Here is a 24,596-nt window from a genome sequence, read left to right as displayed (position 1 = left end):
GCCGCACCCTCGCGCCGCCCACTCGCGCGCATCCCCGATTCACGACGCCCGAGCGTCCCCCGATTTAGATAGCGATCCCATCATGAGCAACAAGAAAGCCGATTCGAAACCGCAGGCCAAGTATCCGGTCAACCTGCTCGACACGCCGTTCCCGATGCGCGGCGACCTGCCCAAGCGCGAGCCGCAGTGGGTCAAGGAATGGGAAGAGCGCGGCATCTACGAGAAGATCCGCGCGGCCAGCCAGGGCCGGCCGAAGTTCATCCTGCACGACGGCCCCCCGTATGCGAACGGCGACATCCACCTCGGTCACGCGGTCAACAAGATCCTGAAGGACATCGTCGTCAAGTCGCGCAACATGGCCGGCTTCGACGCGCCGTACGTGCCGGGCTGGGATTGCCACGGGATGCCGATCGAGATCCAGATCGAAAAGCAGTTCGGCAAGTCGCTGCCGGCGGCCGAAGTGATGAGCAAGGCGCGCGCGTACGCGACCGAGCAGATCGAGAAGCAGAAGGTCGGCTTCAAGCGCCTCGGCGTGCTCGGCGACTGGGCGAATCCGTACAAGACGATGAACTTCGTCAACGAGGCGGAAGAGATCCGCGCGCTCGGCAAGATCATCGAGAAGGGCTATGTGTATCGCGGGCTGAAGCCGGTGAACTGGTGCTTCGACTGCGGCTCGGCACTCGCCGAGGCGGAGGTCGAGTACAAGGACCGCACCGACCCGACGATCGACGTGATGTTCGCATTCGCGGAACCGGAAAAGACCGCGCAGGCGTTCGGCCTGCCGGCGCTGCCGCGCGCCGAGGGCGGCATCGTGATCTGGACCACCACGCCGTGGACGATCCCCGCCAACCAGGCGCTGAACCTCCATCCGGAAATCGTCTATGCGCTGGTCGACACCGAGCGCGGGCTGCTGATCATCGCGCAAGAACGCGTCGAAGCCTGCATGACCGACTTCAAGCTGACCGGCCGCGTCGTCGCGACCACCCCCGGCGTGAAGCTCGCGAACCTGCGCTTCCACCACCCGCTCGCATCGGCCCACCCCGGCTACAAGCGCACCGCGCCCGTCTACCTCGGCGACTACGTGACGACCGATACCGGTACCGGCGTCGTGCACTCGTCGCCCGCGTACGGCATCGAGGACTTCCAGTCGTGCAAGGCGCACGGGATGACCGACTCGGACATCATCAACCCGGTGATGGGCGACGGCCGCTACATCGAATCGCTGCCGCTGTTCGGCGGCCTGTCGATCTGGGACGCGAACCCGAAGATCGTCGACGCACTGAACGCGGCCGGCTCGCTGCTGCGCAGCGAGAAGTACACGCACAGCTACATGCACTGCTGGCGCCACAAGACGCCGATCATCTACCGCGCGACGTCGCAGTGGTTCGCCGGCATGGACGTCACCCCGCGCGACGACGGCAAGACGCTGCGCGAAACCGCGCTCGAGGGCATCGAGGCGACCGCGTTCTACCCGTCGTGGGGCAAGCAGCGCCTGTTCAGCATGATCGCGAACCGTCCCGACTGGACACTGTCGCGCCAGCGCCAGTGGGGCGTGCCGATGGCGTTCTTCGTGCACAAGGAAACCGGCGAGCTGCACCCGCGCACGCTGGAGCTGCTCGAGGAAGTCGCGAAACGTGTCGAGCAGTCGGGCATCGAGGCGTGGCAGACGCTCGACCCGCGCGAGCTGATCGGCGACGACGCGAACCTGTACGAAAAGAACCGCGACACGCTCGACGTGTGGTTCGATTCGGGCACGACGCACTGGCACGTGCTGCGCGGCTCGCACAAGGATCAACTGCAGTTCCCGGCCGACCTGTACCTCGAAGGCTCCGACCAGCACCGCGGCTGGTTCCACTCGTCGCTGCTGACCGCGTCGATGATCGACGGCCGCGCGCCGTACAAGGGCCTGCTCACGCACGGCTTCACGGTCGACGGCGAAGGCCGCAAGATGAGCAAGTCGCTCGGCAACGGCATCGACCCGCATGAGGTCGCGAACCGTCTCGGCGCGGAAATCATCCGCCTGTGGATCGCGTCGACCGACTATTCGGGCGAGCTCGCGATCTCCGAGGAAATCCTGAAGCGCGTGACGGAAGGCTATCGCCGCATCCGCAACACGCTGCGCTTCCTGCTCGCGAACCTGTCGGACTTCGACTATGCGCAGCACGCGGTGCCGGTCGACGAATGGCTCGAGATCGACCGCTACGCGGTCGCGTTCTCCGCGCAACTGCAGACGGAACTGCTCGGCCACTACGAGAAGTACGAGTTCCACCCGGTCGTCGCGAAGCTGCAGACGTACTGCTCGGAAGACCTCGGCGGCTTCTACCTCGACGTGCTGAAGGACCGCCTGTACACGAGCGCGGCCGATTCGCGCGCACGCCGCTCCGCGCAGACCGCGCTGTACCACCTCACGCACGGCCTGCTGCGCGTGCTCGCGCCGTTCCTGTCGTTCACGGCGGAAGAAGCGTGGAAGGTGTTCCAGCCGGCCAGCGACACCGTATTCACGGAAACCTACTACGCGTATCCGGAAGTTGCCGGCTCGGCCGCGCTGATCGAGAAGTGGGCGCTGCTGCGCGACGTACGCGGCAACGTGACGAAGGCGCTCGAGGAGGCACGCACCGCGAACCGCATCGGTTCGTCGCTGCAGGCGGAAGTGGCCGTGCATGCGAGCGGCGCGCGCTACGACGCACTCGCGAGCCTCGGCGAAGACCTGAAGTTCGTGCTGATCACGTCGGCGGCAACGGTCGTGAAGGTCGACGACGAAGCGCAGGAAAGCGTCGACGTTGCGGCGTCGAAGTACCAGAAGTGCGAACGCTGCTGGCACTATCGCGAGGACGTCGGCGCGCACGCCGATCATCCGACGCTGTGCGGCCGCTGCTTCTCGAACCTGTTTGAAAACGGCGAAACCCGGAGCGCTGCTTGAATATGGCGAAGACTGTGTCGAAACCGGCCAGCGGCGCGCTCGCGCCCTGGCTCGGCATTTCGCTGATCGTGATCCTGTTCGATCAGCTGTCGAAGATCGCGATCCTGAAAACGTTCGCATACGGCGCGCAGCATGCGCTGACGTCGTTCTTCAACCTCGTGCTGGTGTACAACCGCGGCGCCGCGTTCGGCTTCCTGTCGACCGCGAGCGGCTGGCAGCGCTGGGCGTTCACCGCGCTCGGCATCGGCGCCACGCTCGTGATCTGCTTCCTGCTGCGCCGTCACGGCCAGCAGCGGCTGTTCAGCCTGTCGCTCGCGCTGATCCTCGGCGGCGCGCTCGGCAACGTGATCGACCGGCTGATCTACGGCCACGTGATCGACTTTCTCGATTTCCACGTCGGCGCCTGGCACTTCCCGGCGTTCAACCTCGCCGATTCCGCGATCACGATCGGTGCGGTGCTGCTGATCTACGACGAACTGCGTCGCGTGCGCGGCTCGCGCTGAGCGCGCATACTCGGTGTCGACGGCCGGCTTCGCGCCGGCCGTTCCGTTTGACCCTTGGAGGCCTGAGTTGGCACACGCAGAACTCGCAGGAAAACACCTCGTTCTCGGCCTGACGGGCGGCATCGCCTGCTACAAGATCGCCGAACTCACCCGGCTGCTGACGAAGGCAGGCGCGACCGTGCAGGTCGCGATGACCGAAGCCGCGACGCAGTTCATCACGCCCGTCACGATGCAGGCGCTGTCCGGCCGGCCCGTCTACACGAGCCAGTGGGACGCACGCATCGACAACAACATGGCGCACATCGACCTGTCGCGCGAAGCCGACGCGATCGTGATCGCGCCCGCGTCGACGGACTTCCTCGCGAAGCTCGCGCACGGGTTCGCGGACGACCTGCTGTCGACGCTGTGCGTCGCGCGCGACTGCCCGCTGCTCGTCGTGCCCGCGATGAACCGCCAGATGTGGCAGAACCCGGCCACGCAGCGCAACGTCGCGCAGCTGCGCGCCGACGGCGTGTCGGTGCTCGGCCCCGATTCGGGCGCTCAGGCCTGCGGCGAAGTCGGCGACGGCCGCATGCTCGAACCCGAGGCGATTTACGAAGCGATCGTCGCGCACTTCGCGCCGAAGGTGCTCGCGCACCGGCGCGTGCTGATCACGGCCGGCCCGACGTTCGAGCCGCTCGATCCGGTGCGCGGCCTCACGAACCGCTCGAGCGGCAAGATGGGCTTCGCGCTCGCGCGCGCCGCGCAGCAGGCCGGCGCCGATGTCCATCTCGTCGCGGGGCCGGTCGCGCTCGACACGCCGTGGGGCGTGACCCGCCAGGACGTGCAGACGGCACAGCAGATGTACGACGCAGTGATGCAAGCGGTGTCCGACGCCGACATCTTCATCGCGGTGGCCGCGGTCGCCGACTGGCGCGTCGATCATCCGGCCGAGCACAAGATGAAGAAGACGGCCGACCGCAAGATGCCGGCGCTCGCGTTCGTCGAGAACCCGGACATCCTCGCGTCGGTCGCGGCGCTGCCCGATCCGCCGTATTGCGTCGGGTTCGCGGCCGAAAGCGGCGACCTCGACGTGCACGGCGACGAGAAGCGCAAGCGCAAGAACGTGCCGCTCCTGGTCGGCAATCTCGGCCCGCTGACGTTCGGCCGCGACGACAACGAAGTCGTGCTGTTCGAGGCGGCCGGCCTCACGCGCCTGCCGCGCGCACCGAAGGACGAACTCGCGCACGTGCTCGTCGCGGAAATCGCGAAGCGCCTGCCGGACAACCGCCTGATCTGATCACCCGCGCAGCGGCCCGCACCGCCGCGCCCTTCCCGACCGATTCGACGACCGCATGAAACTCGATCTGAAGATTCTCGACGCGCGCATGCGCGATTACCTGCCCGCCTACGCCACCACCGGCAGCGCGGGCCTCGACCTGCGCGCGTGTCTCGACGCACCCGTCACGCTGCAGCCGGGCGAAACGACGCTCGTGCCGACAGGCCTCGCGATCCACCTCGCGGATCCCGGCTACGCGGCGCTGATCCTGCCGCGCTCGGGCCTCGGCCACAAGCACGGTATCGTGCTCGGCAACCTCGTCGGCCTGATCGATTCCGACTACCAGGGCCAGTTGATGGTCTCGACGTGGAATCGCGGCCAGACCGAATTCGTGCTGAAGCCGTTCGAGCGGCTCGCGCAGCTCGTGATCGTGCCGGTCGTGCAGGCGCAGTTCAACATCGTCGACGACTTCGCGCAAAGCGATCGCGGCGAAGGCGGCTTCGGCAGCACCGGCCGACACTGAACGACACCATGCAAAAAAGGGGCCTCGCGGCCCCTTTCCTTTTTCCGTTACCGCTCACCGATCGGCCGTCTGCGCGATCCGCGCGGGCACAAGCTCGCGTCGCCGCGCCTGCGCGATGCTTGCATAGATCACCATCGCGACGAGCACGCCGAGCAGCACCGCCGACGATCCGACCGTGCCGAGCGCGAGTCCGCCCTTGGCAACCGGTTTCGTCAACAGGTCGCCGACCGTCGCCCCGAACGGCCGCGTGAGCACGAATGCGGCCCAGAACAGCAGCACGCCTGAAATGCGCGTGAAATAGTGGGCCAGAACGATCAGTGTGAGCAGCCCGCCGATCAGCAGCGCGCCGCCGCCGAAGCCGAGGCCCGAACTGTCCGCGAGAAAATCGCCGAGCGCCGTGCCGAGCGTGTTCGAGAACAGGATCGCGATCCAGTACAGCAGTTCGACCTTGCGCGTGCGGATCAGATCGACCGACAGCGATTCGCCGCTCAGGCGCCACACCGCGAAGATTGCCAGCAGGATCGCGACGAGAATCGACGAGCCGGCCGCATAGCCGAGGCCGAGTGTCCGGTCCATGAAATCGGACATCGTCGTGCCGGCGGTGCTCGTCGCGACGATTACGGCCCAGTAGATCGCCGGGCGATACTGCGTCGTTCTGAGCTGTGCGCCCAGCGTCACGAGAAAGAAACCGAACAGCAGGATCGAGCTCACCGCATAGCCGACGTTCAGCGTCATCGACAGCAAGTCGCCGCCGGTCTCGCCAAGCGTCGTCGCGCAGATCTTCATGATCCAGAACGCGAGCGTGATTTCAGGAAGTTTGTTCATTCGAACCCCTTTTTGCAGGAAAGCGGCGAGCCGGCGCGTGCCGGCCCGCGTTGCAGACAGGATCGAATGCTAGTCTCCGACGGCTTAACGAAACCTTAGCGAACGCGACGAACGGTATGGCCGGCGAGCGGGGCCGTAGGCGGCCGCGCGGGCACCGTCAGCGTGCGTGTTCGTGCCGGTAGTGCAGCGCATACGCGAGCGTCAGCAGCACGACGAACACGACGCCGACCACCATCGTCATCCGGAATTCGCGCGTGAACGCGGTCGTCAGCAGGATCGCGCCGACGAGCCCGGCGCCGAGCAGGCTGCCGAACGGGTGCCCCCACATCCGGAACGGGAGCGTCGGGCCGCGATATTGCGCGCGAAAACGCAGGTGCGTGACGAAGATCATCAGCCACGTGAACAGCGCGCCGAACATCGCGATCGCCATCATCACGGTGAACGCGGTATCCGGCGACAGCGCGACCAGCACGGCCGCGACCGCGACGCCGCTGGTCGAGATCCACAGCGCCGCACGCGGCACGCCGTTGTTGCCGAGCCGGCCGAACACGGCCGGCGCGAGCCGCGCGCGCGACAGGCTGAACATCATCCGCGTCGTCACGTAGAGCTGGCTGTTCATCGCCGACAGCGCCGCGATCAGCAGCACGAAGTTGATTACGCCGGCCGCATACGGCACGTGCGTTGCGGCCATCACCTTCACGAACGGGCTCTCGTCGGTGCCGGCCTGCGTCCACGGCACGATCGCGAGCATCAGCGCGAGCGTGAGCAGGTAGAACAGCACGAGGCGGTACACCGTCGAGCGGAACGCGCGCGTGACCGCGTGCTGCGGATCGCGCGCCTCGCCGGCCGCGATCGCGACCGCCTCGATGCTCATGTAGCTGAAGATCGCGACGATCACCGCGACCCAGGTGCCCCACGGCCCCTTCGGCATGAAGCCGCCGTGCGCGGTGTAGTTCGCGAAGCCAATGCCCGATGCGGTCGGCGCCGACCACACGAAATAAGCCCCGAGCACGATGAACACGACGATCGCCGCGATCTTCAGCAGCGAGAACGCATATTCGACCGAGCCGTACAGCGTGACGCTCGCGAGATTCACCGCGATCAGCAGCGCGGAGAAGCCGATCACCCAGTACCAGCCGGGCACGGCCGGGAACCAGTACTTCATGAAGACGGCGATCGCGCTGATTTCGGTGCCGATCGCGAACACGACCGCGAACCAGTACGCATAGCGCACGAGAAAGCCCGCGAGCGGGCCGACGTAGTGCTCGGCGTACGCGCCGAACGAGCCGGCCGTCGGATGCGCGACCGTCATTTCCGCGAGCGCGCCCATCAGCAGCAGCGCGATCAGCGCGCCGATCGCGTACGAAACCAGCACGCTCGGGCCCGCGAGCCCGATCGCGAACCCACTGCCGAGGAACAGCCCCGTGCCGATCGCGCCGCCGATCGCGATCATCGCCATCTGCCCCGACGTCAGCGCATGGCGCAACCCTTGTTCGCGCGCGACGATGTTGTCGAACGACCGTTGTTGTTGTGTCACCGCGTTACCACTCCCCTGCACCACCATCGCGCCACCGGCGCCAGATAAAACGAAACGGCGCGGAAAACTTCCCGCGCCGTTCGCATGAACAACGAATTATCGCTTACTCGACTTCGACCGTCTCTTCGTTCGGCTTGTGCGGCGGATTCGCCAGCTTGTCGAACGACAGCTGCACCTTGTCGTTTTCGTCGACGTCGACCGTCACGTGACCGCCATTGACGAGCTTGCCGAACAGCAGTTCATCGGCCAGCGCGCGACGGATCGTGTCCTGGATCAGCCGCTGCATCGGCCGCGCGCCCATCAGCGGGTCGAAGCCGTGCTTCGCGAGATGCTTGCGCAACGCGTCGGTGAAGAGCGCGTCGACCTTCTTCTCGTGCAGCTGCTCTTCGAGCTGGATCAGGAACTTGTCGACCACGCGCATGATGATTTCCTCATCGAGCGAGCGGAAGCTGATGATCGCATCCAGGCGGTTGCGGAACTCCGGCGTGAACAGGCGCTTGATGTCGGTCATCTCGTCGCCCGTTTCACGGCGCGTCGTGAAGCCGATCGTCGCCTTCTGCATCGACTCGGCGCCCGCGTTCGTCGTCATGATGATGATGACGTTGCGGAAATCCGCCTTGCGGCCGTTGTTGTCCGTCAGCGTGCCGTGGTCCATCACCTGCAGCAGCACGTTGAAGATGTCCGGATGCGCCTTCTCGATCTCGTCGAGCAGCAGCACGCAGTGCGGCTTCTTCGTGACGGCTTCGGTCAACAGGCCACCCTGGTCGAACCCGACGTAGCCCGGCGGCGCGCCGATCAGGCGGCTCACCGCGTGACGCTCCATGTATTCCGACATGTCGAAGCGGATCAGCTCGATGCCGAGCGTGAACGCAAGCTGGCGCGCCACTTCGGTCTTGCCGACGCCCGTCGGGCCGGAGAACAGGAACGCGCCGATCGGCTTGTCCATCTTGCCGAGACCGGCTCGCGCCATCTTGATCGACGCAGCGAGCGCGTCGATCGCCGGATCCTGGCCGAACACGACGCTCTTCAGGTCGCGATCGAGCGTCTGCAGCTTGCTGCGATCGTCCTGCGACACGCTCTGCGCCGGCACGCGCGCGATCTTCGAGATGATTTCCTCGATCTCGCTCTTGCCGATCGTCTTCTTTTGCTTCGACTTCGGCAGGATGCGCTGCGCGGCGCCCGCTTCGTCGATCACGTCGATCGCCTTGTCCGGCAGGTGACGGTCGGTGATGAAGCGTGCCGACAGCTCGGCCGCGGCCGACAGTGCACCCGACGAATACTTGACGCCGTGATGCTCCTCGAACCGCGACTTCAGCCCGCGCAGGATCGCGACCGTCTGCTCGACGGTCGGCTCCGTCACGTCGACCTTCTGGAAGCGCCGCGACAGCGCCGCGTCCTTTTCGAAGATGCCGCGATATTCGGTGAACGTGGTCGCGCCGATGCACTTGAGCGTGCCCGACGACAGCGCCGGCTTCAGCAGGTTCGATGCGTCGAGCGTGCCGCCCGAAGCGGCGCCCGCGCCGATCAGCGTGTGAATTTCGTCGATGAACAGGATCGCGTGCGGCCGTTCCTTCAGCTCCTTCAGCACCGTCTTCAGACGCTGCTCGAAGTCGCCGCGATACTTGGTGCCCGCGAGCAGCGCGCCCATGTCGAGCGAATACACCTGCGCGTTCGCGAGGATGTCCGGCACTTCACCGCGCGTGATGCGATAGGCGAGCCCTTCGGCGATCGCGGTCTTGCCGACGCCGGCTTCGCCGACGAGCAGCGGATTGTTCTTGCGGCGACGGCACAGCACCTGCACGACGCGCTCGACCTCCGGCTCGCGGCCGATCAGCGGATCGATGCGGCCGTCCTTCGCCATCTGGTTCAGGTTCTGCGTGAACTGCGCGAGCGGGGTTTCCTTCTGCGCGTTCGCGTCTTCGCTTTCCGCGTTCGCGTCGGTCGACTTCGCGGCTTCGCCGCCGTTCGTCTTCGCGATGCCGTGCGAAATGAAGTTCACGACGTCCAGGCGCGTGACGCCCTGCTGCTGCAGGTAATAGACGGCGTGCGAGTCCTTCTCGCCGAAGATCGCGACCAGCACGTTCGCGCCGGTGACTTCCTTCTTGCCATTCGACGTCGACTGGACGTGCATGATCGCGCGCTGGATCACGCGCTGGAAACCGAGCGTCGGCTGGGTATCGACATCGTCGGTGCCCGGGACGGTAGGTGTGTTGTCGTGGATGAAATTGCGCAGGTTCTGACGCAAGTCCTCGATGTTGGCCGCACACGCGCGCAACACCTCGGCTGCCGTCGGATTATCCAGCAGGGCCAGCAACAGATGCTCGACCGTAATGAACTCATGGCGCGCCTGGCGTGCTTCCATGAACGCCATGTGCAGGCTGACTTCCAATTCCTGGGCAATCATGCTTCCTCCATCACGCACTGCAGCGGATGCCCGGCCTGCCGCGCATGGGTAACGACTTGCTCAACCTTGGTCGACGCGATGTCCCGCGTATAGACCCCACATACCCCTCGCCCTTCACGATGGACCTTCAGCATGATCTGCGTGGCCGTCTCGCGATCCTTCTTGAAATACTCCTGTACGACCATCACGACGAACTCCATCGGCGTGAAGTCGTCGTTCAGCAGCACCACCTTGTACATCGAAGGCGGCTTGAGCTTCTGCTGCTTGCGTTCCAGGACGGTGCTGTCCTGCTTGTCCGGGATAATCGCCATACACCCATTCTAAACAACTCGGACAGGCCCGCAATCCTGCCATTACCCGACCGACCGGCCGGCGCCCTCCCTGGTTCCCGACGACTCGCGATCGTCTTCGCACCATACGAAAGCCGGCTGCGGTGCCGGCTTTCACGCTTGGCGCGGAACACGAACCGTCAGGGGGAAACCGCACCGGACGTCGCATCCGCATCCAGTATCCCACAAGCCGGGACGACTCGATCGCGTGTCACTCGAGCCTGGTATATGAGCCGATTATGCGACTTTTCAAGTCCGCGCGCTCGGCGGCATGCTGCAAAGCAAAGCCGGAAAAACCCTGAAAATGGGTTCTTTACAACGGCCCTCTAACCGTCTAAAAATTCCGCTTGACACTCAAATAAAGAGCGCCAACAATCAAGCTGGCACTTTTTTCAACTCGTCGGTTGGCGAAATGAAAGAGGCCGAAGGTGAGCTTGTGAGGGGGGAACGGCTGTATTTTCCGGTCGTTTAGCTTTTCGAGCGTGCTCGTGGTAAGTAGCAGCGACTGTGTGACAGGGGAAGTAGGAAAATGGCAACTGGTATCGTTAAGTGGTTCAACGACGCGAAGGGCTTCGGTTTCATCACTCCCGACGAGGGCGGTGAAGATCTGTTTGCGCACTTCTCGGCCATCAACATGCAGGGCTTCAAGACCCTGAAGGAAGGCCAGAAGGTGAGCTTCGAGGTCGTTCAAGGGCCGAAGGGCAAGCAAGCGTCGAACATCCAGGCCGCGTAAAGGCACCGGATATCAGACGAAGAAACCCGGCATTGCGCCGGGTTTCTTTTTTTTCAGACCAGCCACGCGTTAATTCGATTGGCAGGCCTTTTCGTTCAATCCCGATAATTGAACATGCATTGTCCTGTTTCACGCGCAAATCGAATGCCGACATACGCGTGAAACATATTCAATACTCGTTACACGACCTTCAGCGTGCCCATCATGCCGAGATCCTCGTGTTCGAGAATATGGCAGTGAAGCATGCGCTCGCCGGGCATGTCCTGCATGACGAGTATCGTCACGGTCTCGCCGCTGCGCACGTTCACGGTGTCGCGCCACGCGCGGAATGGTTCGCTCGTGCGCGTGCCGCCCGATGCGCGCTCGATCACCTGGAATTGCGTGCCGTGCAAATGGAACGGGTGATCCATGTCGGTGGCGTTGCGAATCGCCCAGCGTTCGACGTCGCCTCGGCGGCTCGTCAGCGTCGCACGGTGCGGCGCGTAGGTCGCGCCGTTGATCGTGAAGCGCATCCCGGCCGGGCGACCATGCGCCGGGCTGTTCATCATCGCGTCCATGTCCATCTCTTCGCCGAACGCGACTTCCTTGTGCGCGACCGGTTCGCCGAGGGCGGGCACCGCGCGCAGCGTGGCCGGCAGCGCACGGGCGGCGGCCGGTGCGAACGTGACGTCGGCGAGCGGCAGCGCCGGATCGGGCGGCAGGCTGCCGTGGCCGCCGTCGTGCGACATCGCCATCTTGCGGCGGTCGTATTCGGCAGCCTGCAGCACCGCGTGTGACGCGCGATCGCCGGCGCGCACCAGCAGTTCCGCACGCTCGCCCGGCGCGAGCAGCAGCGACGTCACGCGGCGCGGCGCATCGAACAGCCCGCCGTCGGTGCCGACCTGCTCGAACGCGCGGCCGTCGTCGAACGCAATGCGCAGGTAGCGCGCGCTGCACGCGTTCCACACGCGCCAGCGCTCGTCGCCCGAGACGTCGATCCGCGGCCGGCGCGCACCGTTGACCAGCACGAACTGGCCTTCGCGGCCGTTCATCCAGTCCATCATGTCGTTCGGCGGGATCGTGCCGTCGCGCGCGAGTTTCAGGTCGGACACGAACAGGTTGCGCTCGGGCCAGCCGGCGAGCGGATCGTCGGCGGCACGCACGACGAACGGGCCGGCCAGCCCGCGGAACACCTGCTCGGCGGTCATCATGTGCGGATGCGGGTGATACCAGTACGTGCCGGCGCTCCCCTTCGGCAGCGTGAAGCGATACACGCGCGACGCGCCCGGCGCGACGGGATCGGACGGGTTGCCGTCCTGGTCGGGCGGCACCGGCAGGCCGTGCCAGTGGATCGTCGACGGCTGCGGCAGCTTGTTCACGAAGCGGATTTCGACCGTGTCGCCCTCGCGCACGTCGATCAGCGAGCCGACCACCGGCCCTTGCGTGCCCGCGCCGAACTGCCAGAACGTCGTCGGACGCGCACCGTGCAACATCGGACGCGCGACCGGCTGGGCGACCAACGTCGCGCGGAACGTGCCCGGCTCGCGGCTTTCGTTCGCAAGCGTGCGCAGCGACGCGAGCGGCGCGCCGGCCGGCAGCGCATCGGCCGCCGCGAGCGCAGCCGGCGCCGATTTCGCGTGTTGCGCGTGGTCTGCCATCCCTGACATGCCCGGCATGTCGTCCATCTGATCCATGCCTGCCATGCCCGCATGGTTGGCATGCTGCGCCCAGGCGGTGCGCGCAAACAGCGATGCCGCCGCGACGCCGATGGCGTGCGACAGGAAGGTTCTCCGTATCATCAATCGTTCCTCGTTATTCATGCTGCGTCGCGCCGCCGTCGCGACACTCGCGCCGGCGGGCACGGAGAAGCGCTCGTGCGCGACGCGAATCCTGATGCCCGCGTCATCATAACCGCAGCCCCCGGCTGAGGCACGGAAGCAGCGGACGAGCGTCGATACAACGCAGGGCGACCGGTCGGACGAACGGACCGGCTTGCGATCATCGAGCGTTTTCGATCGTCGCCGGGTGCTGCGGCACCTCGCCGCATTCATCGCAATTGGAGCCGACCGCCGGCCTTCGCCGACCGCTTTCGCCACGCCCGGTCGAGACAGTTCGCCCCTGCCGCTCATCCCGCGATCGGCATGCCGCGCGGCACCCACGCATGAACCCGCCAATTTTTCACGATGCGGAATAAGTCACTGCGTTATAAAAATTCGTGGTGCATGGCACAAATTCGCTGTTTCGCGATGCCAAAAAACGTTCCGCGATACAAAACGCGCGCAATAAGCCTCTGTTTTTACGAGAGATTTTTTGTTTCGAGAAAGCGCTCTACGCGCACCATCGGGCGCCGCCCCGGACGTAGACTTTGTTCCATGCACTGACGCTTCGCCACGACGGTCGATATGGACCCCGGCGCAAGCAGCCAGTCGGGCCACAGCCGGACGAGCCGGCGGGCGGCACAACAGAATCGCTTGTGATCAGAAAGGGAGAACGGAAATGAAGGGATTTCGCTTTGGTTCAGCGCTCGGGTCGTTCTATATCCTGCCGGGTAACGGCGGCTGGGAAGCGACGTTCGGCAACGCCCTGCTCGGCGCGTTCTCGTGCCCGGAAGTGGCGGCCGACCACATCTCCCGCGGCGATTGCGAGCAATTGTCCGAACTGGATACGGCCACGCTCGAAGTGCCGCACGAAATCGCGGAGTGGGAAATCGTTCACGTCTGAATGGCACGCCGGCAACGAAAAACGCCCCGGGTGACCGGGGCGTTTTCATGTTCGGCGGAACAGCGAGCCGCATCGGCCGCTGCCGTTGCCGTGGCGCGCGCGGGAGCGCGGCCTGCGTCAGGCGACTGCGTCGACGATGCCGTTCAGCGTTGCGCTCGGGCGCATCGCCCGGCTCGTCAGCTCGACGTTCGGACGGTAGTAGCCGCCGATCGCCTGCGCGGTGCCCTGCGCGGCCGACAGTTCTTCCAGGATGCGCGCTTCGCTGTCGGACAGCGACTTCGCGACGCCTTCGAACTGCGCCTTCAGCGCGGCATCCTCGGTCTGCTCGGCCAGCGCCTGCGCCCAGTAAAGGCACAGATAGAAGTGGCTGCCGCGATTGTCGAGGCCGCCGACCTTGCGCGCCGGCGATTTGTTCTCGTCCAGGAACTTGCCGGTCGCCTGGTCGAGCGTCTTCGCGAGCACGAGCGCCTTCGGGTTCTGGTACGCGTTGCCGAGGTGTTCGAGCGACGCGGCCAGCGCGAGGAATTCGCCGAGCGAATCCCAGCGCAGGAAGCCTTCCTCGACGAACTGCTGCACGTGCTTCGGTGCCGAGCCGCCCGCGCCCGTTTCGAACATCCCGCCGCCGGCCATCAGCGGCACGATGGACAGCATCTTCGCGCTGGTGCCGAGTTCCATGATCGGGAACAGGTCGGTCAGGTAGTCGCGCAGCACGTTGCCCGTGACCGAGATCGTGTCCTTGCCCGCGCGGATGCGCTCGAGCGAGAAACGCGTCGCATCTTCCGGCGTCATGATGCGGATGTCGAGGCCATTCGTGTCGTGATCCTTCAGGTAGCGTTCGACCTTCGCGATGATCTGCGCGTCGTGCGCACGTGCCGGATCGAGCCAGAACACGGCCGGCACGCCGGTCGCGCGGGCGCGGTTCACCGCGAGCTTGACCCAGTCCTGCACCGGCGCGTCCTTCGTCTGGCACATGCGCCAGATGTCGCCCGACTCGACCGCGTGCTCGAGCAGCACGTTGCCGGCTTCGTCCGTGACGCGCACGACGCCGTCGGCCGGAATCTGGAACGTCTTGTCATGCGAACCGTATTCCTCGGCCGCCTGCGCCATCAGGCCGACGTTCGGCACGCTGCCCATCGTGACCGGGTCGAATGCGCCGTGCTGCTTGCAGTCCTCGATCACGGCCTGATAGACACCCGCGTAGCAGCGGTCCGGAATCACGGCCTTCGCGTCGTACAGTTCGCCGTCCGGGCCCCACATGCAGCCCGACTCGCGGATCATCGCCGGCATCGATGCGTCGACGATCACGTCGCTCGGCACGTGCAGGTTCGTGATGCCCTTGTCCGAGTTGACCATCGCGAGGCGCGGACGCACTGCGTATTCGGCCTTGACGTCGGCTTCGATCGCTTCGCGCGTGTCGGCCGGCAGGTCCTTCAGGCGCGCGTACAGGTCGCCGATGCCGTTGTTCGGGTTGAAGCCGACCTGCGCCAGCACCTCCGCGTGCTTCGCGAGCACGTCGCGGTAGAACACCGACACGAAGTGACCGAACAGGACCGGGTCCGAGACCTTCATCATGGTCGCCTTCAGGTGCACCGAAAACAGCACGTCCTGCGCCTTCGCGTCGGCGATCTGCGCTTCGATGAAGCTGCGCAGCGCCTTGCGGCTCATCACCGATGCATCGATGACTTCACCGGCCTTCACGGCCGTCTTTTCCTTCAGCACCTTCTTCACGCCGTCGGCCGTCGTGAGTTCGATCTTCACGCTGCCGGCATCGGCGATCAGCGCCGACTTCTCGCTGCCGTAGAAGTCGCCTTCGCTCATGTGCGCGACGTGCGCCTTCGACGTGGCCTTCCATGCGCCCATCTTGTGCGGGTGCTTGCGTGCGTAGTTCTTGACCGACAGCGGCGCGCGACGGTCGGAGTTGCCTTCGCGCAGCACCGGGTTCACCGCGCTGCCCTTGATCTTGTCGTAGCGGGCCTTGACGGCCTTCTCTTCGTCGGTCGACGGCTCTTCCGGGTACGCCGGCAGCTTGTAGCCCTGCGCCTGCAGTTCGGCGATCGCGGCCTTGAGCTGCGGCACCGATGCGCTGATGTTCGGCAGCTTGATGATGTTCGCTTCCGGCTTCAGCGTGAGCTGGCCCAGTTCGGCCAGATCGTCGGAACCCTTCTGCTCCGGCGGCAGGACGTCGGCGAATGCCGCGATGATGCGGCCGGCGAGCGAGATGTCGCGCGTTTCGACGGCGACGCCCGACGAGCGCGTGAAGGCCTTGACGATCGGCAGCAGCGAATAGGTCGCGAGCGCCGGCGCTTCGTCGGTGAGGGTGTAGATGATCTTGGGCGAAGTGGACATGGTCGATGCGTTGCTACGTGAAAATTTGGGACTGAGGGGCGCCGACGGTAATCGGCGGGGAGCGACCGGGTCGATCGCGAAAGGGGCGTGCCGGCTAGCCGGGCGGTGGTGTTGCGAGGGCCGTCATGTTCTACCTTGCAGGGCATGCGGGCCGCATCGCGGCGCCGCGGCCCGCATGCCGGACCGCCCTGCCAACAAACCTGCCGTTCATGAAACGCCCCGGCGCCGGCAGTAGGCGCCGGGGCTGCCGGCTATCCGCCGGCCCGCCCCGGAAGGGGACTTACATGTTCTCGATCAGCACTTCGCCGAAGCCGGAGCACGACACCTGCGTCGCGCCTTCCATCAGGCGCGCGAAGTCGTACGTGACGCGCTTCTGCAGGATCGACTTCTCCATCGCGGCGATGATCGTGTCGGCCGCTTCCGTCCAGCCGAGGTGGCGCAGCATCATTTCCGCCGACAGGATCTCGGAACCGGGGTTCACGTAATCCTTGCCCGCGTACTTCGGTGCCGTGCCGTGGGTCGCCTCGAACATCGCGACCGAATCAGACAGGTTCGCGCCCGGCGCGATCCCGATGCCGCCGACCTGAGCGGCCAGCGCGTCGGAGATGTAGTCGCCGTTCAGGTTCAGCGTCGCGATCACGTCGTATTCGGCCGGACGCAGCAGGATCTGCTGCAGGAACGCGTCGGCGATCGAATCCTTGATGACGATCTCGTTGCCCGTCTTCGGGTTCTTCACGCGCATCCACGGGCCGCCGTCGATCAGCTCGCCGCCGAATTCCTTCTGCGCGAGCGCATAGCCGGCGTCACGGAACAAGCCTTCCGTGAACTTCATGATGTTGCCCTTGTGCACCAGCGTGACCGACTTGCGATCGTTGTCGATCGCATACTGGATCGCCTTGCGCACGAGACGCTCGGTGCCTTCGGTCGACACGGGCTTGACGCCGATCCCCGAGGTTTCCGGGAAGCGGATCTTCTTCACGCCCATTTCTTCCTGCAGGAACTTGATGACTTTCTTCGCCTGCTCGGAGCCCGCGGCCCATTCGATGCCCGCGTAGATGTCTTCCGAGTTCTCGCGGAAGATCACCATGTCGATCTTTTGCGGCTCGCGCACCGGCGACGGCACGCCCTTGAAATACTGGACCGGGCGCAGGCACACGTAGAGGTCGAGCTCCTGGCGCAGCGCGACGTTCAGCGAACGGATGCCGCCGCCGACCGGGGTCGTCAGCGGCCCCTTGATCGACACCACGTATTCCTTCAGCACCTGCAGCGTTTCGTCCGGCAGCCACACGTCCGGACCGTACACCTTCGTCGCCTTCTCGCCCGCGAAGATCTCCATCCAGTGGATCTTGCGCTTGCCCTTGTAGGCATGCGCGACCGCCGCATCGACGACCTTGATCATCACCGGCGTGATATCGAAGCCCGTACCGTCGCCTTCGATATAGGGAATGATCGGCTGATCGGAAACATTGAGCGAGAAGTCCTTGTTGACGGTGATCTTGTCACCGCCCTCCGGAACCTTGATGTGCTGATACGGCATGATCGACTCCAGTGACGTGGCTGAGCAGGTGATGCTGGTCGAAACTGCGCGCGCGGCGAGGTGGCCCTGCCACCCTCGTGACGGCAACAGCGAGCGCTATTCTAGCGCCCCAACCGGGGCCGGCGGCACGAAGCGCGACGCTGCGTATCAAGTCTTCCCTTATGTCTTATATAAGACAGAGGACTTGCCGTTCCGTATTATGCATTAAGATTCCGCCATTTGCCATAGACCGCCCGTCCCGCTTCCGCCGCGGCACGCCGGGCGGACGCCCGCCATGACCCTGATCGCCCTCAACAAGCCGTTCGGCACGATTTGCCAGTTTTCCGCGCACGAGACGCGGCCGTCGCTCGGCGACTGGGTAAAAGCACCCGGCGTCTACCCGGCCGGCCGGCTCGACGCGGACAGCGAGGGCCTGCTGCTGCTCACCGACGACGGCGCGCTGCAGGCGCGCATCGCCGAACCACGCCACAAGCTCGTCAAGCGCTACTGGGCGCAGGTCGACGGTGCGCCGGGCCCGGCCGACCTGAAGGCGCTCGCGCGCGGCGTCGATCTCGGCGACTACGTGACGCGCCCGTGCCGCGCAGAATTCATCGAACCGCCGGACACGCTGTGGCCGCGCAATCCGCCGATCCGCTATCGCGCCGCGATCCCGACCACGTGGATCGAACTTGCGATCACCGAAGGCAAGAACCGGCAGGTGCGGCGGATGACTTCCGCTATCGGCTTCCCGACGTTGCGTCTCGTGCGCGTCGGCATCGGCGCGCTCGACATATTCGCGCTCGGCATTGCACCGGGCGAAACAATCGCGCTCCCACCGCGCGCCCCGTGGGACGGTTTCGCACGCGCAGAATGACACATTCCGGACGCGCGAATTTTTCGTCATCTTTTTCGTCAACCGCCTGCGAAGATCGCGCGTTAAACCACGCAGATGCCAACCTTAGCTATCCGGCATTGGCAGCCGAACCCGTGTTTGCGTCACGAAAGCGACGTTTTTATCGAATACGATTCGGCGCCCGCAGCGCAATGAGAAATTTCTCGAAGCGTCTGTCAACCGAAAGGTGGATGGCACCGTTAGACGACATGACTCCTATTGCCGGGTCATTTGGTTAATTAACTAAAGCTGAGGAACACAACATGAACAAACTGATCGCCGCTCTGGTCGCTGGCCTCTTCGCAACGGCAGCTTTCGCACAAGCTTCGGCTCCGGAAGCTGCTTCGGCTGCTGCTCCGGCAGCTGCTTCGGCACCGGCAAAGCACGCTGCCAAGAAGCACCACGCAAAGAAGAAGCACCACGCAGCTAAGAAGGCAGCTAGCGAAGCCGAAGCACCGGCAGCTGCTTCGAACTAAGTAAGCAAGCTGTAATAACGCAGTCAAGAACACGCAGTCTTGCCGTTCTTACGGCGTTGAAAGGCAGATCACCGCGAGGCGATCTGCCTTTTTCTTTTTTGTGCCCGCCGGCGCGCTTCGCGTACCATGCGGGTCTCGTTTTCCCGATAGGAGCCCTGCTGTGCGATTCTCCCTGCGCTCGTCGCTCGGCCGCCTTGCGCGCGCCGCCGTGTTTCCCGCCGCGCTCGCCGTCCTCGCGCTCGGCATGCAGACCGCCCACGCGCAGATGCCGCCCGGCGCCAAGCAGCCGAGCGAGTTCCCGCGCGCGAAGCTGCGCGCCGGCATGTACGTGATCGACGCGGCCGTCGCCGCGAACGACGCCGACCGCGAACAGGGGCTGATGTACCGGTCGCAGCTCGCACCGAACGAAGGCATGCTGTTCGTGTTCAACGAGAACGCCGTGCACTGCTTCTGGATGAAGAACACGCTGATCCCGCTGTCGATCGCGTTCATCCGCGCGGACGGCACGATCACCGACATCGACGAGATGAAGGCCGAGACGACCGACAACCACTGCCCGCGCAACAACGGCGTCTACGCGCTCGAAATGAGCAAGGGCTGGTTCGCGGCGAAGGGCATCAAGCCGGGCATGAAGCTCGAAGGCCTGCCCAAGGCCCAGTAACGGCCGTTGCCGCGGCGCCGCCGCACGTCGACCGAAGCCGGCCGCCCATCATTCGTTGTTGGGCGCCGGTTTTTTTTCGCCGGCCGATGGCGACGCGCGCCTTGATTCGGCCAACGCTGCCCGCATCTGCAAAAGCCTCGGACAAGCGCTATGCTTTAAATCTCGCTTGTTTCAGCCCGGGCCGGTGCAGCCGGCCCGCTTACGATCCGAACCACCAGGAGGTTCACGTGCCCCGCAAAACCCCCATCGAGCGCTATCGCAATATCGGGATCAGCGCTCACATCGATGCCGGCAAGACCACGACGACCGAGCGCATCCTGTTTTACACCGGCGTGAGCCACAAGATCGGTGAAGTGCACGACGGCGCGGCCACGATGGACTGGATGGAGCAGGAGCAGGAACGCGGCATCACGATCACGTCGGCCGCGACCACGGCCTTCTGGAAGGGCATGGCCGGCAACTATCCTGAACACCGGATCAACATCATCGACACCCCCGGGCACGTCGACTTCACGATCGAGGTCGAGCGCTCGATGCGCGTGCTCGACGGTGCGTGCATGGTCTACGACTCGGTTGGCGGCGTGCAGCCGCAATCCGAAACCGTGTGGCGCCAGGCGAACAAGTACAAGGTGCCGCGCATCGCGTTCGTCAACAAGATGGACCGCGTCGGCGCGGACTTCTTCCGCGTGCAGCGCCAGATCGGCGAGCGCCTGAAGGGCGTCGCCGTGCCGATCCAGATTCCGATCGGTGCGGAAGATCATTTCCAGGGTGTCGTCGATCTCGTGAAGATGAAGGCGATCGTATGGGACGACGAAAGCCAGGGCGTGAAGTTCACGTACGAGGAGATCCCGGCGAATCTCGTCGAGCTCGCGCACGAATGGCGCGAGAAGATGGTCGAAGCCGCCGCGGAAGCCAGCGAGGAACTGCTCGAGAAGTACCTGCACGACCATGAATCGCTGACCGAGGACGAGATCAAGGCCGCGCTGCGCCAGCGCACGATCGCGAACGAGATCGTGCCGATGCTGTGCGGCAGCGCGTTCAAGAACAAGGGCGTGCAGGCGATGCTCGACGCGGTGATCGACTACCTGCCGTCGCCGGTCGACGTGCCCGCGATCCTCGGTCACGACTTCCACGATCCCGAAAAGCCGGCGGAACGTCACCCGAGCGACGACGAGCCGTTCTCGTCGCTCGCGTTCAAGATCATGACCGACCCGTTCGTCGGCCAGTTGATCTTCTTCCGTGTGTATTCGGGCGTCGTCGAATCGGGCGACACGGTGCTGAACGCGACGAAGGACAAGAAGGAGCGGCTCGGCCGGATCCTGCAGATGCACGCGAACGAGCGCAAGGAAATCAAGGAAGTGCGCGCGGGCGACATCGCGGCGGCGGTCGGCCTGAAGGAAGCGACGACGGGCGACACGCTGTGCGATCCGGCCAAGCCGATCATCCTCGAGAAGATGGAATTCCCGGAGCCGGTGATCTCGCAGGCCGTCGAGCCGAAGACGAAGGCCGACCAGGAAAAGATGGGCCTCGCGCTGAACCGTCTCGCGCAGGAAGATCCGTCGTTCCGCGTGCAGACCGACGAGGAATCCGGTCAGACGATCATCTCGGGGATGGGCGAGCTGCACCTCGAAATCCTGGTCGACCGGATGAAGCGCGAGTTCGGCGTCGAGGCCACGGTCGGCAAGCCGCAGGTCGCGTATCGCGAAACGGTGCGCACGACGGCCTCCGATGTCGAAGGCAAGTTCGTCAAGCAGTCGGGCGGGCGCGGCCAGTACGGGCATGCGGTGATCACGCTGGAGCCGAACCCCGGCAAGGGCTACGAGTTCCTCGACGAGATCAAGGGCGGCGTGATTCCGCGCGAATTCATCCCGGCCGTCGACAAGGGCATCACCGAAACGCTCAAGAGCGGCGTGCTCGCGGGCTACCCGGTCGTCGACGTGAAGGTGCACCTGACGTTCGGCTCGTACCACGACGTCGACTCGAACGAAAACGCGTTCCGGATGGCCGGCTCGATGGCGTTCAAGGAAGCGATGCGTCGCGCGAAGCCGGTGCTGCTCGAGCCGATGATGGCGGTCGAGGTCGAGACGCCGGAGGATTTCATGGGCAACGTGATGGGCGACCTGTCGAGCCGGCGCGGCATCGTGCAGGGGATGGAGGACATCGCGGGCGGCGGCGGCAAGCTGGTGCGCGCCGAAGTGCCGCTCGCCGAGATGTTCGGCTATTCGACGTCGCTGCGCTCGGCGACGCAAGGTCGTGCGACGTACACGATGGAGTTCAAGCATTACGCTGAAACGCCGGCGAACGTGTCGGAAGGCGTGATCAACGCGAAAGTGAAGTAAGCGCGGGGTGCGCGCCCAGCTGCGCGCAGACCTCAGGCCCGTCCGGTTCCGGACGGGCTTTTTTTCATCCGTCCAGCGCAGCACGGCGGATGGCCGACGCCCCGACGCCGCTTTTGATCGGCACGCCAGGCCATTTTTGCGCATGCCACAATACATCGCGATTCGTCCGATGGAACCACCCCGATGCCGCCCACCCCTGCCCTGCGCCGCCTGTTGATGCTGTATGCCGGCCTGATCGCCGCGAACGTCGCCGTCTGGCTGTGGGCGCTCGCGGTGCTGCACGACCGTCCGCTGCTGCTCGGCACCGCGGCGATCGCGTACGGGCTCGGGCTGCGTCATGCGGTCGACGCCGATCACATCGCCGCGATCGACGTCGCGACGCGCAAGCTGATGCAGGACGGCCAGCGTCCGGTGACGGTCGGCCTGTTCTTCTCGCTCGGCCACTCGACGATCGTGGTCGTCGCGACGCTCGGCATCGCGCTGAGCGCGTTCGCGCTGCGCGACCGCTTCGACGCATTCCGCGAAATCGGAGGCACGATCGGCACGGCGGTATCAGCAACCTTCCTGCTCGTGCTCGCGTGCATGAACCTCGTGATCCTGCGCGACGTGTGGCGGCGCTATCGCGGCGCGCCGGACGCGGCTCACGGTGCCGCGCACGCGCATCGCGCGGGCGGCCTCGTGTCGCGGCTGCTGCGCCCGCTGTTCCGGTTCGTGTCGAAAAGCTGGCACATGTATCCGGTCGGCGTGCTGTTCGGCCTGGGTTTCGATACTGCAACAGAAATCGCGTTGCTCGCGATCGCTGCCGCGCAGGCAAGCCACGCGCTACCGATCCATTCGGTCATGCTGTTTCCTGCGCTGTTCGCGGCCGGCATGACGCTGATCGACTCTACCGATAACGTGCTGATGATTCATGCGTACGGCTGGGCGATGGACGACCCGCGGCGCAAGCTGCTCTATAACGCGAGCATCACGCTGCTCTCGGCGGCCGTCGCACTGGCGGTCGGCGGGATCGAGGCCGCAGGCCTGCTCGCCGACAAGCTGTCGCTGACGGGCCCGGTCCGCGAGGCGCTCGACGCACTTGGCGCGCGCTTCGGCGCGATCGGTTACGGCATCGTCGCGCTGTTTCTCGTCGCCTGGATCGCGTCGATCCTTTGCCATCGCTGGCCGCGTGCTGCCGACACGACGGCGCGATAGACGTAGTCAGACGTTTCATTTCGGAAACAAAACGCTCACGACGGCGTATCACACGCTGTCGCGCGATACGTGCGCGCCTTGCGCCACGGGCACGGCCGGTCGGTGGCACGAATCTCGCAGTTAGGGATTCGCACGGCGGGCCCGCGTGCCGATTCGTGTTCCCGGCTGGCTTCTGACGCCGGTCCGACACGCATCGGCCGCCGATACGACAATGCATCGTTGCTGGTCCCCTGCATCACACGTTGATGGTCGCGCGTGACGAGGCATCGCGCGCATCGGGGAGATCAATAATGAGCAGAACGAATCAACTGTCCCGTACGGCGGGATGGTGCTATCGCACGACCCTGCTGGCCGCGGCCGCGTTTGCATGCTGCTGTTCTTACGCGATTGCCCAGGATTCGATGCCCGGCGTCGCGTCCGACCCGACCGCCAGCGCAGACCCCGTCATGATGCTCGCCGACGACACGGCGTCCTGTGCCGCCAGTCCGGCTGCTTGCGCGGTCCACATATATGCCGGCCGAGGCGCTGTGGGCAGCGGCGCCGGAAGCACCTCTGGCGGTAGCAGCCCAGGTAGCAGCGGTAATGGTGGAAGCGGTGGAAGCGGCACCGTCGGGCCTGCTGGCGTCGGTGGATCGACCGGGGCGACATCCGGTGGTACGAGCGGAACAGGTCGTAGCGGCGGTGCATCAGGCAACGAGGGTAAAGGTGGTGGTACTTCGGGTGGCGGTACCTCGGGTGGCGGTACCTCGGGTGGCGGCACCTCAGGAGGCGGTACCTCGGGTGGCGGTACCTCGGGTGGCGGTACCTCGGGTGGCGGTACCTCGGGTGGCGGCACCTCGGGTGGCGGTACCTCGGGTGGCGGTACCTCGGGTGGCGGTACCTCGGGTGGCGGTACCTCGGGTGGCGGTACCTCAGGAGGCGGCACCTCAGGTGGCGGTACCTCGGGTGGTAATGGTGGCCACGGCGGCGGTGGCAATGGCGGCGGCAACGGCGGCGGCAACGGCGGTCACGGTAACGGCGGCGGTAACGGCGGTAACGGCGGTAACGGCGGTCACGGCAACGGCGGCGGCAACGGCGGCGGCAACGGCGGCGGCAACGGCGGTCACGGTAACGGCGGTGGCAATGGCGGTGGCAATGGCAGCGGTAACGGCGGCGGCGGCAACGGCGGCAACGGCGGCAACGGCGGTGGCAGCGGTGGCAGCGGTGGCAGCGGTGGCAACGGTGGCAACGGCGGCAACGGTGGCAGCGGTGGCAGCGGTGGCAGCGGCGGCAGCGGCGGCAGCGGTGGCAACGGCGGCAACGGTGGCCACGGCAATGGCGGCGGCAACGGCAATGGCAACGGGAGTGGTGGCGCCGGCAACGGCGGTGCCAACGGTGTCGGCAACGGAAACGGCAATGGCGGCAACGGTGGATCGGCCGGTGGCCATGGTCACTGACCGA

General features: G+C 65.4%; 19 protein-coding genes. 11 read left to right on the top strand and 8 right to left on the bottom strand.

What is annotated here, in order from left to right; genetic code table 11:
• Nucleotides 1–82: 82 nt before the first annotated feature.
• The 4 genes from ileS (at nt 83) to dut (ending at nt 5,204) form a co-directional block, all read left to right on the top strand.
• Nucleotides 83–2,920: an isoleucine--tRNA ligase gene (gene ileS / locus BTE28158_RS28705; protein ID WP_151048327.1), complete on the top strand. Its 2,838-nt coding sequence runs from the start codon at nt 83–85 to the stop codon at nt 2,918–2,920.
• A gap of 2 nt (nt 2,921–2,922) precedes the next feature.
• A complete protein-coding gene (gene lspA / locus BTE28158_RS28700) occupies nt 2,923–3,423 on the top strand; it encodes a signal peptidase II (protein WP_059603968.1) in 501 nt (166 codons plus the stop codon).
• 67 nt (nt 3,424–3,490) lie between these two features.
• Nucleotides 3,491–4,702: a bifunctional phosphopantothenoylcysteine decarboxylase/phosphopantothenate--cysteine ligase CoaBC gene (gene coaBC, locus BTE28158_RS28695; protein WP_151048328.1), complete on the top strand. Its 1,212-nt coding sequence runs from the start codon at nt 3,491–3,493 to the stop codon at nt 4,700–4,702.
• Between the two features lie 55 nt (nt 4,703–4,757).
• Nucleotides 4,758–5,204, top strand: coding sequence for a dUTP diphosphatase (dut, locus tag BTE28158_RS28690; RefSeq protein WP_151048329.1), 447 nt, complete (start codon nt 4,758–4,760; stop codon nt 5,202–5,204).
• A gap of 54 nt (nt 5,205–5,258) precedes the next feature.
• Here dut and BTE28158_RS28685 read toward each other — a convergent pair whose 3' ends face one another.
• The 4 genes from BTE28158_RS28685 to clpS all read right to left on the bottom strand — a co-directional run bounded on the left by BTE28158_RS28685 (nt 5,259) and on the right by clpS (nt 10,281).
• On the bottom strand, nt 5,259–6,029 hold the full coding sequence (locus BTE28158_RS28685) for a COG4705 family protein (RefSeq protein ID WP_124621542.1): 771 nt from the start codon (nt 6,027–6,029) through the stop codon (nt 5,259–5,261).
• A 157-nt stretch (nt 6,030–6,186) separates the two neighbouring features.
• Nucleotides 6,187–7,566: an amino acid permease gene (locus BTE28158_RS28680; RefSeq protein WP_151048330.1), complete on the bottom strand. Its 1,380-nt coding sequence runs from the start codon at nt 7,564–7,566 to the stop codon at nt 6,187–6,189.
• Between the two features lie 103 nt (nt 7,567–7,669).
• Complete coding sequence (clpA, locus tag BTE28158_RS28675; RefSeq protein WP_124621538.1) at nt 7,670–9,970, bottom strand: ATP-dependent Clp protease ATP-binding subunit ClpA; 2,301 nt, start codon at nt 9,968–9,970, stop codon at nt 7,670–7,672.
• Entirely contained in the window at nt 9,967–10,281 is a 315-nt protein-coding gene (gene clpS / locus BTE28158_RS28670; protein WP_006398529.1) for an ATP-dependent Clp protease adapter ClpS, read from the bottom strand. The genes clpA and clpS overlap by 4 nt, the downstream gene beginning before the upstream one ends.
• A gap of 547 nt (nt 10,282–10,828) precedes the next feature.
• Between clpS and BTE28158_RS28665 the strand changes: the two genes are divergently transcribed.
• Nucleotides 10,829–11,032, top strand: a complete 204-nt coding sequence (locus BTE28158_RS28665) for a cold-shock protein (protein WP_004196460.1) — start codon at nt 10,829–10,831, stop codon at nt 11,030–11,032.
• Nucleotides 11,033–11,211: 179 nt separating this feature from the next.
• Here BTE28158_RS28665 and BTE28158_RS28660 read toward each other — a convergent pair whose 3' ends face one another.
• Entirely contained in the window at nt 11,212–12,810 is a 1,599-nt protein-coding gene (locus BTE28158_RS28660; protein ID WP_151048331.1) for a multicopper oxidase family protein, read from the bottom strand.
• Between the two features lie 697 nt (nt 12,811–13,507).
• On the opposite strand from BTE28158_RS28660, the gene BTE28158_RS28655 reads away from it, so the two are divergent.
• Nucleotides 13,508–13,732: a hypothetical protein gene (locus BTE28158_RS28655; protein WP_006490888.1), complete on the top strand. Its 225-nt coding sequence runs from the start codon at nt 13,508–13,510 to the stop codon at nt 13,730–13,732.
• A gap of 117 nt (nt 13,733–13,849) precedes the next feature.
• Here BTE28158_RS28655 and BTE28158_RS28650 read toward each other — a convergent pair whose 3' ends face one another.
• Complete coding sequence (locus tag BTE28158_RS28650) at nt 13,850–16,078, bottom strand: NADP-dependent isocitrate dehydrogenase (protein WP_124621534.1); 2,229 nt, start codon at nt 16,076–16,078, stop codon at nt 13,850–13,852.
• 280 nt (nt 16,079–16,358) lie between these two features.
• Nucleotides 16,359–17,615, bottom strand: a complete 1,257-nt coding sequence (gene icd, locus BTE28158_RS28645) for an NADP-dependent isocitrate dehydrogenase (RefSeq protein WP_044845581.1) — start codon at nt 17,613–17,615, stop codon at nt 16,359–16,361.
• A gap of 274 nt (nt 17,616–17,889) precedes the next feature.
• On the opposite strand from icd, the gene BTE28158_RS28640 reads away from it, so the two are divergent.
• The 5 genes from BTE28158_RS28640 (at nt 17,890) to BTE28158_RS28620 (ending at nt 23,156) form a co-directional block, all read left to right on the top strand.
• On the top strand, nt 17,890–18,468 hold the full coding sequence (locus tag BTE28158_RS28640) for a pseudouridine synthase (protein ID WP_151048332.1): 579 nt from the start codon (nt 17,890–17,892) through the stop codon (nt 18,466–18,468).
• A gap of 281 nt (nt 18,469–18,749) precedes the next feature.
• Nucleotides 18,750–18,962, top strand: coding sequence for a hypothetical protein (locus BTE28158_RS28635; protein WP_072465376.1), 213 nt, complete (start codon nt 18,750–18,752; stop codon nt 18,960–18,962).
• 160 nt (nt 18,963–19,122) lie between these two features.
• Nucleotides 19,123–19,623 (top strand): DUF192 domain-containing protein, encoded by a 501-nt coding sequence (locus BTE28158_RS28630; protein ID WP_059465624.1) that lies wholly within the window; start codon nt 19,123–19,125, stop codon nt 19,621–19,623.
• Between the two features lie 227 nt (nt 19,624–19,850).
• Nucleotides 19,851–21,962, top strand: a complete 2,112-nt coding sequence (gene fusA, locus BTE28158_RS28625; protein ID WP_124621530.1) for an elongation factor G — start codon at nt 19,851–19,853, stop codon at nt 21,960–21,962.
• A 183-nt stretch (nt 21,963–22,145) separates the two neighbouring features.
• Nucleotides 22,146–23,156 (top strand): HoxN/HupN/NixA family nickel/cobalt transporter, encoded by a 1,011-nt coding sequence (locus BTE28158_RS28620; protein ID WP_151048333.1) that lies wholly within the window; start codon nt 22,146–22,148, stop codon nt 23,154–23,156.
• 926 nt (nt 23,157–24,082) lie between these two features.
• On the opposite strand, the gene BTE28158_RS33135 is transcribed toward BTE28158_RS28620, so the two are convergent.
• Nucleotides 24,083–24,589, bottom strand: coding sequence for a hypothetical protein (locus BTE28158_RS33135; protein WP_174920216.1), 507 nt, complete (start codon nt 24,587–24,589; stop codon nt 24,083–24,085).
• Between the last annotated feature and the right edge of the window lie 7 nt (nt 24,590–24,596).

It is taken from the genome of Burkholderia diffusa (assembly GCF_902499115.1).
GTDB lineage: Bacteria > Pseudomonadota > Gammaproteobacteria > Burkholderiales > Burkholderiaceae > Burkholderia > Burkholderia diffusa.
The sequence above is the reverse complement of the archived record's forward strand: the minus strand, read 5'-3'. Positions and strand labels throughout refer to the sequence as shown.

Excerpts from the sequence above, each read along its gene's own strand:
- dut (WP_151048329.1), top strand. The coding sequence starts at position 4,758 with ATGAAACTCGATCTGAAGATTCTCGACGCGCGCATGCGCGATTACCTG.
- BTE28158_RS28665 (WP_004196460.1), top strand. The coding sequence starts at position 10,829 with ATGGCAACTGGTATCGTTAAGTGGTTCAACGACGCGAAGGGCTTCGGT.
- BTE28158_RS28635 (WP_072465376.1), top strand. The coding sequence starts at position 18,750 with ATGAACAAACTGATCGCCGCTCTGGTCGCTGGCCTCTTCGCAACGGCA.
- clpA (WP_124621538.1), bottom strand. The coding sequence starts at position 9,970 with ATGATTGCCCAGGAATTGGAAGTCAGCCTGCACATGGCGTTCATGGAA.
- BTE28158_RS28660 (WP_151048331.1), bottom strand. The coding sequence starts at position 12,810 with ATGATACGGAGAACCTTCCTGTCGCACGCCATCGGCGTCGCGGCGGCA.
- BTE28158_RS28650 (WP_124621534.1), bottom strand. The coding sequence starts at position 16,078 with ATGTCCACTTCGCCCAAGATCATCTACACCCTCACCGACGAAGCGCCG.
- BTE28158_RS28655 (WP_006490888.1), top strand. The coding sequence starts at position 13,508 with ATGAAGGGATTTCGCTTTGGTTCAGCGCTCGGGTCGTTCTATATCCTG.
- ileS (WP_151048327.1), top strand. The coding sequence starts at position 83 with ATGAGCAACAAGAAAGCCGATTCGAAACCGCAGGCCAAGTATCCGGTC.
- BTE28158_RS28685 (WP_124621542.1), bottom strand. The coding sequence starts at position 6,029 with ATGAACAAACTTCCTGAAATCACGCTCGCGTTCTGGATCATGAAGATC.
- BTE28158_RS28640 (WP_151048332.1), top strand. The coding sequence starts at position 17,890 with ATGACCCTGATCGCCCTCAACAAGCCGTTCGGCACGATTTGCCAGTTT.
- clpS (WP_006398529.1), bottom strand. The coding sequence starts at position 10,281 with ATGGCGATTATCCCGGACAAGCAGGACAGCACCGTCCTGGAACGCAAG.
- icd (WP_044845581.1), bottom strand. The coding sequence starts at position 17,615 with ATGCCGTATCAGCACATCAAGGTTCCGGAGGGCGGTGACAAGATCACC.
- BTE28158_RS28620 (WP_151048333.1), top strand. The coding sequence starts at position 22,146 with ATGCCGCCCACCCCTGCCCTGCGCCGCCTGTTGATGCTGTATGCCGGC.
- lspA (WP_059603968.1), top strand. The coding sequence starts at position 2,923 with ATGGCGAAGACTGTGTCGAAACCGGCCAGCGGCGCGCTCGCGCCCTGG.